At 65.2% G+C, this 13422-nt stretch carries 7 protein-coding genes; 1 reads left to right on the forward strand and 6 read right to left on the reverse strand.

What is annotated here, in order from left to right:
• Nucleotides 1-2824: 2824 nt before the first annotated feature.
• The 4 genes from AC1C2R_RS04055 to AC1C2R_RS04070 form a co-directional block, all read right to left on the reverse strand.
• Nucleotides 2825-4288: an ABC transporter substrate-binding protein gene (locus AC1C2R_RS04055; RefSeq protein ID WP_495379052.1), complete on the reverse strand. Its 1464-nt coding sequence runs from the start codon at nucleotides 4286-4288 to the stop codon at nucleotides 2825-2827.
• A 123-nt stretch (nucleotides 4289-4411) separates the two neighbouring features.
• The gene (locus AC1C2R_RS04060; RefSeq protein ID WP_495379053.1) at nucleotides 4412-5299 is read right to left on the reverse strand and encodes a carbohydrate ABC transporter permease; all 888 of its coding nucleotides are present in this window, start codon (nucleotides 5297-5299) and stop codon (nucleotides 4412-4414) included.
• Nucleotides 5296-6264, reverse strand: a complete 969-nt coding sequence (locus AC1C2R_RS04065; protein ID WP_495351267.1) for a carbohydrate ABC transporter permease — start codon at nucleotides 6262-6264, stop codon at nucleotides 5296-5298. The genes AC1C2R_RS04060 and AC1C2R_RS04065 overlap by 4 nt, the downstream gene beginning before the upstream one ends.
• 127 nt (nucleotides 6265-6391) lie before the next feature.
• On the reverse strand, nucleotides 6392-9613 hold the full coding sequence (locus AC1C2R_RS04070; protein ID WP_495379054.1) for a family 78 glycoside hydrolase catalytic domain: 3222 nt from the start codon (nucleotides 9611-9613) through the stop codon (nucleotides 6392-6394).
• Between the two features lie 193 nt (nucleotides 9614-9806).
• Here AC1C2R_RS04070 and AC1C2R_RS04075 point away from each other — a divergent pair, with 193 nt between their 5' ends.
• A complete protein-coding gene (locus tag AC1C2R_RS04075) occupies nucleotides 9807-10796 on the forward strand; it encodes a LacI family DNA-binding transcriptional regulator (protein ID WP_495379055.1) in 990 nt (329 codons plus the stop codon).
• A gap of 84 nt (nucleotides 10797-10880) precedes the next feature.
• Here the strand turns inward: AC1C2R_RS04075 and AC1C2R_RS04080 are convergent, their stop codons facing one another.
• Complete coding sequence (locus AC1C2R_RS04080; RefSeq protein WP_495379056.1) at nucleotides 10881-12473, reverse strand: ABC-F family ATP-binding cassette domain-containing protein; 1593 nt, start codon at nucleotides 12471-12473, stop codon at nucleotides 10881-10883.
• A gap of 89 nt (nucleotides 12474-12562) precedes the next feature.
• Nucleotides 12563-13342 carry a TetR/AcrR family transcriptional regulator gene (locus AC1C2R_RS04085; protein WP_495379057.1) on the reverse strand — a complete coding sequence of 260 codons (780 nt, stop codon included), beginning with the start codon at nucleotides 13340-13342 and terminating at the stop codon, nucleotides 12563-12565.
• Nucleotides 13343-13422: the final 80 nt, after the last annotated feature.

Here is a 13422-nt window from a genome sequence, read left to right on the forward strand (position 1 = left end):
TCACTGAATAGTGACCCGATCGACGAATACCGTGTTGTCTCCCGCGTTCGCTCCCTTGAACTGGATCGTATGGGTGCCCGGCGTTGTCGTGAACGCGGGTGATGTGAACGTCTGGAACGCCCCGCTCGATGGCGGCACGAATGCCGAACCGTTCACTTTGACGCCGTCGACATAGAGGTCGAGCGCCTGCGCACCGCCGTTGTTGGTGCGCTGGGCGAGCGAGAACGTCACCGTGTGGGAGGCGGCCGAGAGATTCAGCTCCTGCGATGCCGAGTTCGTTCCCTGGATGAACGCCGTCTGTTGGCCATCTGGCGCGCGCTGCGCACCGCTGAACGGACTCGTGTTGCGTTGAACCCCTGCTGACCCGGCGAACTGCCACACCCCCGCGGGCTCGTACGTGTAGAAGGTCGTCGACGGGTCTTCGAAGCTCCCATTCAGCAGCCGATTCACATACAGTGCGCCACTTCCGGAAACCACGACGCTGTCGATGTTAACGCGCCCGACCGTGTCGATCGGGTCGATCCGCAAGAGCCTGATCTCATCGGTCCACAGCGGGTTGGACGCCATATCGACGGTGTAGGTCGCATAGCCGCTGTTCGGCTCCACCGCGAAAGCCACCGACTTCGATTCACTCGCACCTGGCGACGACCGAGTCGTGAAGTAGATCCTCCCCGTCGTACTGGCGGTCGCGTTGCTCATTCTGACGGTCACCGTCGGTGCGGACGCAGCATCAAGATGCAGTTGGTCAGGCGACTCGATTCGGGGATCGGTTCCGGTCGAGGTGAGGTTCAGCGCACTCAGATCCGCACCCTCCGCGGTCGTCGACGTTGCGCCCCAGACCTTCCACCGGCTTTCCTGGCCGCTGTTGAAACCCCAGTTGTATGCCTCGTCCGGATGTGATGTGTACACGACGCTCGGAGTCCAGCTCGCCTTGTCGTTCGCCGAGGCCCCATTCTCGTTCGTTTCAAAGCGGAGCGTGTCGCCGGCATTCACCTCCACGTCGTCGAGCACGTACCCGACTCCGGTGTACTCGTCCCCGGCAGCGACGGTCTGCGCGCCGCTGGCCGGCCAGATCGGCGTTCCGTTCATCGTGACCCTGGCCAGGATCCCGTTGCCCTGCCCGGTGTTGTCGGATTTGAGGATGCGCCCGCGAAGGCTCACGGTGCCGGTGACCGGAGCCGTCCATGCCCTGGCAACCCAGCCGTTCGTCGTGGTCCCTGGATGCTGGTCGAACCGCGTGATCTCCGGCACGTTCTGCCCCACCGGCGTCCACTTCTCGGCCCCCGCGTTGTAGACCAGGTCGGAATAGGCTGCGCCGTTGAAAGCCTGGTAGGACCAGCCGTTCAGACCCTGGGTACCGCTGAAGTCGGCCGCGGAGAAATACACGTTGCCCGAGCCGTTGGAGAGCGTCTGGTTGTTCGTCGTCGTGAAGCCCGCGAAACCGTTGCCCTGGTCGTACAGGAAGTTCGAGTTGACGTTGATGTTGTCTTTGATCGTGCCCGTAATCGGTGACGCGACGCCTGCCTGGTTGAGAACCAGAATCGGGCCGTACCCCTTCGCGACCCCGTTGTTGATCATCACGTTGGACGATGACTCGTTGTTCGTCGAGTAATCGCCGGGGCGGTTCCCGAGCTTCAGGAACGACATCGCAGACCCAGGCGTGTTCGCGAACAAGGAGTTCCGAGCCCGCACGTTGTTGTTGAGAATCTCGAAGTCGAGCGCATTTTCGTCGTTCGAACCGGTGCTCGTGACATTTGTGACCATGGAATTGACGAACGTGACGTCTTCGAGGTGGCCGAGGATCACGGCCGTCGTGCCACCGACGTGGTGGCACGGCGCCTCGTTGTTCAAGGACGAGTTCATGACCACCGCATGCTTGACGGTGAAGAGTCGGAGCGCTTCGTCGCATCCCCAGTCGTTGTCGTGACTGGCCAGATGATTGATGACGACATCCTGCACCATGTTGGCGCCCGCTCCGCCACTGCCACCGACGTTGGACTCCAGCTGCTGCATTTGCCCGAGCATGTCGATACCGACGGTGTTGAGGTTGTGTTCGCCCGTGATGTCATCGATACGCACGCCTTTGAGGAAATAGTCCGTCGACGAGAACGTGGTGTACTTTCCGGTGATCTGGATGCCGGACGAGTTGCGCACGTTGTCGGCCAGGGCGCTGGGCACCGGCGTGTCGACGACGCCATCGGTGAAGAAGATGAGGCCTTTGATGTCGTGCGCGAAGATATCCGTGAAGCTCAGGCCCTTGTGTCCGAGAGTGTCGTAATACGCGAGGATGCCCGATGCAGCGGACGCGACCTCGAGGTGACTGAAGCTCCAGTAGTCCCCGTTGACGAGCTTGATGACGCGGTCATCCACCGACCCGTTGCGGATCAGCTTCGGATTCGCCCCGCTTCCGTAGGCGCCGACGGAGATCCCGTTCGACGCGGTTCCGGAACCCCTGAGATTCATCTGCTGGTTCCACGTCGCCCCCTTGGCGAGGAGGATCGCGTCGCCCGGTCCGAACGCACCATGCGAGTTGATCGGAGTGAACGTGCACCAGGGCTGCGCCTGGGTCGCAGCACCCGAGTCGCTGCAGTTCGAACCGGCCTGGTTGTCGACGTAATAGGTCGTACCGACGGCCCATGCCGGCTGGCTGATCCCGCTCAGCGCCAGCGTGGCAAGTGCCGTCGCAGTCATCGCCGCGATCATTCTTCGCTTCATGGCAAATCCTCTTCCTCGTTGAAGTCGGTATTGCAAATTGCGTACAGAGTTGCGGAAGGGGCGGGACCGACGGGGCCCGCCCCCAGGTGCAGGTCGCGCGATGTGCTGGCTACTGCTGCGCCCACGGCTCCGTCCACTTGGCCTCGGCGGCCTGCTCCTTGGCCCAGGCAACGGCGTTGTCATTGAGCTTGACCAGCTCGTCCTCCAGGGAGGTCGTGCCGAGGAGATACCCGGCACGGGTGTTCTCGGCCGAGACGGCCTTGGGTCCGCGCCACAGGCCACCGTTCTGGCCACCGAGTGACAGAGTTGCCCAGGCGCCGTCGTTCATGGCCTCGAGTCCGGGCGGGGCGGTCAGCGCAGTCACCGCCGGAATGCCGCCGGTCTCGTCGAGCCAGGTCTGAACCTTCGGGCTTGAAACATACTGGAGGAAGGTGATGGCCGCGTCCAGCTGCTTGCCCTCGATATACGCGGGGATCATGTAGGCGGTTCCACCGTTGTTGACACCGAACTGCGCCGGCTCGCCCGTAGCCTGATCCGAGTCACTCTTGGAGACCGACGGGAACGGCAGCGTGCCGTAGTCGAAATCCACCGTCGCGAGCTGCGTGGAGGCGAAGTTCGTTCCCCAGGCCATGGCCGCTTTGCCTCCGGGAAAGTCCGTTCCGCCGGTGAAGGCACCCTCGGACTTGATGCCGGACCAGTTCGGCGTCGCGCACTCGTCGTAGAGCTTCTTGAGCACCTCGAGAACCGCGGCGAACCCGGGATCCCTCGTCATGTTGATCTCGTCGGAGAGGTAGCCATGTGCGACGCTCTTCACGGTCACCGGTGTGCTGGTGCCCGGTTCGCCGTCTGCGCCGAACGTGTTCACCGCCTCCGTCTCATTCACGAGCAGCATGGATGACAGTGCCGTCGACGCCCAGCCCACGGGCAGGTTTCCGCTGTCTGTGGCGAGCGGGGTGTAGCCGGCGTCCCTGATGTCGCTGCACGCCTGGGTGAATCCGTCGAAGGTCGCCAGGTCCTCGACGTCGACCCCCGCCTCCTCGAGGATGTCCTTGTTGAAGTAGATGCCCACCGAGACCAGGTTGAACGGAATGGACTCGTAATGGCCCGCCGTGTTCTGGCCGAGACGATCCTCACCGCCGAAGTACTGCGAGTTGAAGTCCTCGATCCACGGCTTGCCGGTGTCTGCGAACTCGTTCGGCTTCGCCAGAGCGTCATCGAGAGAGACGACCTGGTCTGGCGCGTGGGTCGTCTGGTTGAAGATCAGCTCGGGCGCGGTGCCGGCCGTCAGCTGGGCAGCGGATGTCTGCGACCAGGAACTGAGCGGCAGAACATTGGTCTTCACCGTGATGTCGGGGTTGTCCTTCTCGAAGTCGGCGATCAAGTCGTCCCAGGCCGGCCCGAACGTGTTCGTGTCGCTCGTGAACTGGTTGGGGCCGGAGAGGGTGATGGTCACCTTGTCCGAGTCGCTCGCTGCCGGCGAGCATCCGGCCAGCGCGAGCATCGTGCCCAGCGCGGCCGCGGACGCGACCGCAGTCAGGCCAGCCCGCCGCAACTTCTTCGTTGTCTGTAGCATGCTTCCCCATTTCTCGGGTGTTCCAGGAATGTTCTCTTGGGTGTTCATTGGTGGTAAATCGTTTCATTCAAAATCCGAAGGAATCGTCGACCGCCGCCCTGGGGCTCAGGGGGCGAACGCGGCTCAGTGGGCGCCGGGCACGCCTCCCTGGACTCCGGCGAGGAAGTACTTCGACAGAAAGACGAAGAGCAGAACCAGGGGGAAGCTGGCGATCAGGTATCCCGCCATGAGCGGACCGTAGTCCGTGGCGTTCTGGCCCTGGAAGAACTGGAGTCCGACCGAGACCGTGCGCAGGTTGTTGTCGGAGATCACGAGCAACGGCCAGAAGAAGTCATTCCAGACCTCGCTGACGGTGATCAGCGAGATCGTTCCGAGCACGGGCAGCGAGAGCGGAAGCATCACCGAACGGTACATTCGCGCTCCGTTGGCACCGTCGAGACGGGCCGCGTCGAACAGGGTCTGCGGGATTCCCTCGACGAAGTTGCGAATCAGGATCGTGCCGAGAACGCTGCCGCCTACCGTGTACGGCACCACCAGAACGATGTAGGTGTTGAGCAGGCCCAGATCTTTCATGATGATGAAGAGCGGGATCAGGTTGGCCAGGCCGGGCACCATCATGAGCACCAGCACGGCGCCGTAGACGAGGCCCCTGCCGGCGAAGCGGTAGCGCGCGAGGACGAAGCCCGAGATCGATGCGATCAACAGGATGAGCACGATGGAGATCACCGCGACGACGGCCGTATTGAACAGGTACGGCTGGATCTGGTTCCAGGCCACCGAATAGTTCTCGAAGTGCAGCGGGAACGAGATCTGCCAGAAGCTGTCGGCGAACTGCTGGTTCGTCTTCAGCGAGGTGACGACCATGAACAGGTACGGCGCGAGGGCGACGGTCGCGAGAATGATCAGCACCGACTTCAGGCCGAACTGCCGCGACTTCCGTGGCCGGCGCGTGGTCGCGCTGCCTGTGGTGATGCCGCTTGTTCGCACAGTGCGGTCACGGATCGTGGTCACATTTCACCGCCGTCGGCCGTCGAGGAACCGCGTTTGCGCGCCAGTACGACCACGGCGCTGATGGTGATGGTGATGAGGAAGAGGGTGGTGGACAAGGCGGCGGAGTAGCCCCAGTCGCCGCCCTGGAAGGCCACGTTGATCATCCGCAGGATGGGCACCATCGTCGCGTTGTCCGGGCCCCCGGCTGTGAGCACGTAGGCGACGAATCCATATTGCAGAGTTCCGACGACCGCGAGGAACAGCAGGATGCGAATCTGGCTGGCCATGAGCGGAAGGTCGATCTGCCAGAACCGCGCGAATCGTCCCACTCCGTCGAGCTGGGCCGCCTCCAGCACCTCGACCGGAATGTTCTGCAGACTGGAGTAGAAGATCAGGAACGGCAGGCCCGCGATGAACGGGAAGCCGACGAAGAGCAGGGAGAGAAGCGCGGTGCTTTCCTGCCCGGTCCAGTTCTGCGCCAGCGCCCCGAGTCCGAGTGCCTTGAGCGTCTGGTTGATCACACCGTCGTTCGGGCTGTAGAAGAATCCCCAGACCAGTGCGGTGACCACGCCCGGGAAGGCCATGGGAACGATGAGGAGCGTGCGCATCGTGAATTGCCAGCGCGCGCTCCTGAGCGAGATCAGCAGCTCGGCGGCGAACAGCGGAAACACCCACGACGCCACGGCGAACAGGAAGATGTAGCCGAGGTTTCGGAACGACGCCCACCAGATCTGGTCGCTGAACATGGCGATGTAGTTGTCGAATCCGAGAAAGGTCGATTCCGCGGCCGGCTGCCAATGGAAGAACGACCAGAAGATCGCGGAGACGGCCGGATAGTAGGCGAAGTACCCGATGATGACCGCGAGCGGGAGGAGCGCGAGGTAGGCCCACCAGCGAACGGGTCGCTTGCGCGGCGTTCGCGCCGCGTTTCGCGATTCCGACGGTGGCGAGGGGATGAGCGATGGGGCATCGAGTGTCACCACCATGATCAGCACCTCACCATCGAGTTTGAATCAGACGTGTTCAAAGGAATATAACGTTTCACCACAATCTAGCGGATGTCTCGAGTGTGTCAAGTGTCTCCGGAAGAAATCGATTCATTTGGCCTCACGCTCACCACGTGCGGGCCGTGGTGCTGAAACCGACGTCGCTGAGATGAAATCCAGAACGGATGCCGTTCTCGGCCGGGTAGACGGCCAGGGCGTTGTCTGCAGCATCATTGCGATATTCCAGGCCGACTTCGATCGCGACGACCTCGACCGTGCCTTCGAGCCCCGTTCCGTCGAGATCGGCGGTGTCGACCGCGACGCGGTTCCATCCCGCCGGCCAGAGGGCGCCGGAGCTCGATCTGGTCTCGCCATTGCTCAGGTGCAGAAGGAGGTATGGGGCGGCGACCCGATCCGGCCCGGCAAGGCACTGGTCGACCAGCGCGTAGAAGAATGTGGTGCCGGCGACTGGAATCCCAGCGGGAGGCGTGAGAACCACAGTCGGAGCGAGGTCTTCGCCGCCGACCGCTGTGGCTACGACCTTGAGTACGGCATGGTCGGGCTGCTCGTGCGGCACGGGCATGCATCTGAGCCGCGGGAGCGTCTCGATCGTGGGGGCGGCCCGGCCCGGAGAGACCTGCGACTCTGCGAGCAGGGTGCGAGAGCCGATCACATCCGCTCCAGTGGGAGCATGAGGAGGCGTCGCCCGCGTCTGTTCCCCGAGTGAGGGAAGCGGAGCGCCGGACTCGGTCGCCTCGGCGAGCGTCTCGACGGTGAAGCGATGTCTCCCGGGTGGCAAGACGGCATCCGCTCGCCCTGCGAGCACGAGGGTGCCCTCGCTGCCGGGCGGCACGGTGATCTCGAAGTGCGTGGCCGAACCGGTGCGGGCGTAGCCGATCGCCACGTCGCCGCGCACGGTCTCGGTGCGCAGCTCGAGTCTGGTCACTTCGGCGACGAATTGCGGTTCGATTCGAAACCTGGTGTACCCGGGCGCCGTCGGCTGCAGCCCGGCCAGGCCATTCCAGGCCCAGGCGGCGAACGGGCCGCCCAGCCCGACGTGGTTGAGGGAACCCGTGCCGGTGTTGGTCGGATCGATCCACCAGCATTCCCAGAACGTGCCGGGACCGGAGGTCAGCATCGCGCCGATTCCCGGCGCCTCTGGCTGGACGAGGATGTCGGAGATCACCTGTGATCTCCGAGACATGGTGAGCGCCCGCACCACGGTGCGGGTTGTGGCGAAGCCGCTCGACACGCGGTTGCCCCGTTCCCGGACGAGCTCGACAAGCCGGTCGCCGGCTCGCTGCGCTTCCGGACCCGTCAGGATGCCTGCCTCGATGGCGACGGCGTACGACCCCTGCGAGCCGTTCCCGAATGTTCCCGACGCGGGGTCGAAGAACATACGGCGGGCGGATGCGCGGAGCGCTTCGGCGGCGGCGCGACGCTGAGAGGCGGCATCCGTCTCACCGGTCGCCTCCTCGAGATCGGCGAGCGCCAGGAGGCAGTCGATCACCGCTCCGGTGTGGTGAATGGGCGGTGGCGTCTGCTCGAGCGCCAGCCAGTCATGACCGTAACTGATGGGGGAACGGGAGACGACGCCGTCGGCGTCGGTGCAGCTGAGCTGAAAATCCGCCCATCTGCGCAACGTCGGAAGCGCCCGTCGGATGAGCCGGAGGTCGCCGTAATGCAACAGGTGGCCCCGCAGCAGGCGATGCAGCGCCGACCCCCAAACCGGGTCTGAAGGCATGCGGCTCGCGTGCAGGTCTGGGGAAACCGCCGGGAGTTGCCCGTCGGGTTGCTGGCTCGTCTCGAGATCGGCGATCCACTTGTCGAGGAAGGTGGCGCTATCGAAGGCGGCAAGCTCATACTCGGCAACGGATGCCGTGTCCCCCGTCCAGGCGGCCTGCTCACGGGTGGGGCAGTCCTCCGGGACCCCGTGCACGTTGTTCAGGAGTGTTCGGGTGGCCATCGTGAGCAGGCGATCGATTGTGGGGCTGTCGGTCGAGATGAATCCGGCCGGTGCAAGGTCGGTGTGCATCGATGAGGCGGTGACGGTGATGATCGCGTCGTCGGGCAGTCCCCGAACCTCCAGGTAGCGGAAGCCGTGGTACACGAACCACGGCTCGTGCGTCTCGTCCGTCGCACCACTCGCGACGTATTCGACCAGCTGCCGCTCGCGGCCGTCGTCATATGGCATCGTGAGATTCGTCGTGTCGATATGACCCTGACCGTCGATGTGCTCGCCGTGCAGCACCTGGATGACCGTGCCTTCCGGCACGTTCTGGTGCACGACCAGCTTCGATCTGCCCGCGATGTTGGCGCCGACGTCGAACAATCGGGAACCGGTGGAGCGGGCTGTCTCGACGGGCGCGAAGGTGTCAACCGTGCGCAGGGGCGGGGTCGGGTCCGAGGTGACCTCGAGTGGCGGCGTCGCCGGTGACGCCGGCAGCGCCTTCGGTTCGAGGATGATCGGGGGCGCCAGCCGCGGCAATCCGGTCGCCGTTGCGCTCGCATCGTGCCGCTCGAGGTAGAAGGGCTCGTCGACGTCGAGCTCCGACGCGGTGACCTCGGAGTCCGCACCCGGGGCGACCCGAGTGACCCGGCCGTCCTCGTGCCAGATCAGCAGTTCGGCGAGCAGCCGGGGCTGCTCGCCGGTGCGAGCCCATTCCCCGAGTCCGGCGACGAACGCGAGCGTGTTCGCACCCCCGGTCTCGTCGGCCACCTCGATGTCGCTGGCCACCGTGAGCGATTCGGTGACGTCGTAGCTTCTGAAGAGAGCCCGCACGAAGTCCGTTCTCGTCGGGTCCATCCGGTCGGGGTTGACGACGGTTCCATTCACCCAGGCGCGCATGACCCCCTGGCCGGTGAGATACAGTCGTGCCCGCGCCACCGGCGCTTCGAGGCGGAAGCGGGTAACGATGCGCGAACGGTGGGGAACCGACAACCACTGCGCCTGCCAGTCGGAGAGGTCGAACGGGCCGGTCTCGAGGCTCGAGTCCGCCCATGGCGACCACCGACCGTCCTGCGCCTGCACCCGCACGCGCCAGTCGTAGGCGGAATGCGGCTCGAGGTCGCGACTGACGACGACTTCAGTGGCGTCCGATCTGATCGTTCCCGAGCTCCACATCGATCGGTTCGAGGTGTCATGTACTTCGACTTCGAACCCCACTGTGCCCTGAGGACCGAATTCGGCGTCGAGCTTCCAGGTCAGCCGGGGCCTCATCGACGACACCGTCGGCACCAGACTGTCGTCGTGACCCCGCTCTCCGGAGCGGCCATCGGCCCGCAGCGAAAGAGGAGCGCCGAGGGCTGCCTTGCGCTCCGCTGCAACCGTGCTGCTCGGTCGAATCATCGTCTGGTGTCTCCTCGCAGGTGCGGCACGCGGTGAAACGTATCACAGGCGCGAGCGAATCACGAGCGACCAAATTCCCGCAATAGCAGTGCCAACGGGTCATTAATCGATATGATTGGTCGACAGCGACGTCCACTCGATCGATGGCGTTGCGCGAACCGCGGGAGCGATGCATTTGGTCAGTATTCGAGATGTGGCGCAGCGCGCAGACGTGTCCATCGGCACGGTCTCCAAGTATCTGAACACTCCGCATCGAGTGGCGCCAGACACGAAGAAGCGCATCGGCAAGGCGATCCGCGACCTCGGCTTCGTGCGAAACGAGGCGGCCAGGCAACTCCGCGCCGGTGCGAGCAGAACCCTGGCGTTCGTGGCTCTGGAATTGAACAACCCGTTCTTCGGCGATGTCGCCGACGCGATGGAGCGGCGGGCAGCTCAGAACGGGCTCTTCCTGTTCATCGTGAGCAGCAACGGTGACCCTGAACGCGAGGGTCAGTACATCGAGATGTTCGTGCAGCAACGCGTCTACGGCGTGATCCTGGCTTCCGGCATGACCAGGGAGCGAGAGCTCGAGCTGCTGTTCACGCGCCGAATACCGACGGTGCTGGTCGATGCGTACGGCAGCTCGGATCGCTTCTCATCGACATCGGTCGATGACTTTCTCGGCGCAGAACGGGCTGTGACGCACCTGATCGAACAGGGCTGTCGCTCGATCGCCTTCGTCGGCGGTGAGATTCAGATTCACCAGATCAACGAGCGGTTGCGTGGAGCTCGCGCCGCCGTCGCGGCGCATCCGGGAGTCGACCTCGAGGTCATTCCGACGGTTGAGCGTTCTGTTCACGCCGGACTTGCCGCGGGCGAACAGCTGCTCGGCAGGGCGAGTAGGAACCGCCCAGACGGCATCTTCGCCGCAAACGACTCGCTTGCGATGGGAATCATGCAGGCGATCTCGGCAGGTTCCGACCTTCGCATTCCGGGGGATATCGCCGTCGTCGGTTACGACGACATCGACTTCGCCTCCTCGGCGGCCGTACCGCTCTCGACGGTTCGGAGACCGAGGGAGGTGTTCGGTCGGAGCGCCGTCGACCTCGTGAGGGACCAGGCGGATTCCACGGAAGCGCTACCCGTGCGCAGCATCGTGATCCAGCCGGAGCTCATCGTGCGGGCCAGTTCGAGGCGCAGCTGATCAGGTTCGTCTCGTTGTCGCCACCGAGAGTGCGGGTTCGCACGGTGAAACTGGCACGATGTGAAGCCGGCGGGAGCCGGCGGCTCAGAGCGCCCCGGTTGCCGCCGTCTCGATGACTCGGGGCGTGCCATCGAAGACGAGCAGCCGGTCGGCGAGCTTGTCGACGAAGAACCGGTCGTGGCTCACCACGACCACCGCGCCCGGGAAGTGCGTGAGCGCGCGCTCCATCACCTGCGTGCTCGTGATGTCGAGGTGGTTCGTCGGCTCATCGAGCACGATCACCGCGGCCCCCGAGAGCAGGCACTGCGCGATCGCGACCCGGGCGCGCTGACCGCCCGAGAGTGTGCCGATCTTCTGCTGCAGGTCGGCATCGGAGAACTGCAGCATCGCGAGGAACCGGTTCACGCTCTTCTTCGTCGCGGTGAACGCGAGCGAGTCGGGGTAGGCGTTCACTGCGTGCCCGACCGTGTCCTCGAGATCGAGCGACGCGTAGACCCGGTTGTACGAGACGAACCTCGCGCCCTTCGCCCAACGCACCGTCCCGGCATCCGCTTCGGTCTCACCGGTGAGCACGTCGAGCAGCGTCGACTTGCCCGAACCGTTGGAGCCGAGCACCGCGACCCGGTCGCCGCGCTGCAGGTCGAATGAGAGTCCCTCGAAGAGCGGCGTGCCGTTGAAGCCCTTCGAGAGCCCGGTCACGGTCAGCAGGTCGTTGCTGACCCGCAGCCCGTCGTAGATGCCCGTGATGATCTGGTCGATCGGGCGCGGCGCCTGCCGCTTCTTGATGTCTGCGAGCCGGCGGGCGACTGCGTTCGACGGATTGCGAGCAGCTTCGCGGCGTGCAGCGGATGCTGCCTGCTCGTAGGCCAGCAGCTCCTCTTCGTGCGCGAACTGGCGCTCGAGCATCTTCAACCTCGACTGCTTCGCGTGCACGTAGGCGGAGTAGTTGCCCTCGTACTCCTGCAGGCGATAGTTCTCGATCTCGACGATTCGGGTGACGACCCCGTCGAGGAACTGACGGTCGTGCGAGACCACGAGCACTGCGCCGGCGAAGCCGCCGAGCCACCCCTCGATCCAGCGCACCCCGTCGAGGTCGAGGAAGTTCGTCGGCTCGTCGAGCAGCAGCACGTCGGGCGCCTGCACGAGAATCTGCGCGAGCGCGGCGCGGTTGCGCCATCCGCCCGACAACCGGTCGACGGGAAGGTGCCGCCGCTCCTCGTCGAAACCGAGGCTCGTGAGCACGGTGTCGATCGTGTTCTCGTAGGTCCAGCCGCCGATCGCGTCCATGCGCTCGAACAGCTCGCCCTGCTCGGAGAGCAGGCGCGTCATCGCCGTGTCATCCATGGGCTCGGCGAGCTGCATGCCGATCGCGTCGAGCCGGGCCTGCGTCTCGTGCACGGCGGCGAAGTGGCCGCTCAACGTCTGCTGCACGCTCAGTTCGCCGTCGAGTTCGGAGAACTGCGAGAAGTACCCGATCGTGGTGCCGAGGGTGGCGTCGACGGTGCCGCCCGACGGCTGCTGCCGCCCGAGCACGAGCTCGAGGAACGTCGTCTTGCCTGTGCCGTTCTTGCCGATGAGCCCGACGCGATCGCCCTTCCGCAACTTGAGGAACGCCTCCCGCAAGACGGGTCGCCCGTCGAATTCCATGCTCACGTCGTTCAGGCGGATCAGGCTCACTGGGGTCCTTGCGTCGGGGCGGGGCGATGAGGGCGAGGTGGATGCCTCGAGCCGGCGCGTTCGAGATGGCACTGCCGCGCCGGGCGAGTCTACCTGCCGTCGATGGGGGGCGAGCCCGAGGGATCCACTGCTCGGTCGAGGTAACGCTCCACGCCATCGAGGATGCGCGCGAGACCGAAGTCGGCGCCGTCGAAGCTGCGGTCGACGAGCGCGCCGCTCACGAGTGTCGCGTGCAACGCGGGGAAACGCTCTGCCGTGACGAGTTCGCCCAACAGCCGCGCCTCGGCACGCACGACCTGCACGGGCGGCTCGCCGGTCTCCCCCGAGCGCTCCTCGTACCCCCGCTCCACCGCGGCGCGGAATCGTGCATGCCCCGTGACCTCGAGCACGACGGCGATGCGCTCCTGCCCGGTCAACCCCGTGCCGTCGAGCGCGGCGAGCCCGGCGTCGAACCAGGCGAGGTTGTTCGGAGTGCTCGTGATGCCCTGGATCGCGATGTCGAGCATCCACGGGTGGCTCCGATAGACCGCGATGGATGCCGCGGCGTGGGCCTCGAGCCCCGCCCGCCACCCCGTCGCGCGAGCCACGGAGTCGGGCGGCGAATCCATGGCCCGCTCCTGCAGGAGCACCACGAGCGTGTCTTTCGAACCGACGTAGCGGTAGAGCGACATCGCGGTCAGGCCGAGCTCCGAGGCGACCGAGGGCATGGTCACCGCATCGATGCCATCGGCGTCGGCGATGGCGAGTGCAGTGCCGAGCACTTGGTCGAGGGTGAACTCGCGCTTCGGACCGCGCTGGGACGCCGGCACCCTGCCCCAGGCGAGGGCGAGTTCCGCCGGAAGGTCGGGGACCTCCGAGTCGTCAGCCACGGCACCCTCCTCGATTCGGCCCGCTCCAGCTTAGGCGCGGCGTCGGGGCCGGTATCGGTATCGCCCCGGCCCCGGCCTCA

Source organism: Agromyces sp. Y182 (genome assembly GCF_059445385.1).

Coding starts and splice junctions, on each gene's coding strand:
- AC1C2R_RS04055 (WP_495379052.1), bottom strand. CDS start 4,288: ATGCTACAGACAACGAAGAAGTTGCGGCGGGCTGGCCTGACTGCGGTC.
- AC1C2R_RS04065 (WP_495351267.1), bottom strand. CDS start 6,264: ATGGTGGTGACACTCGATGCCCCATCGCTCATCCCCTCGCCACCGTCG.
- AC1C2R_RS04070 (WP_495379054.1), bottom strand. CDS start 9,613: ATGATTCGACCGAGCAGCACGGTTGCAGCGGAGCGCAAGGCAGCCCTC.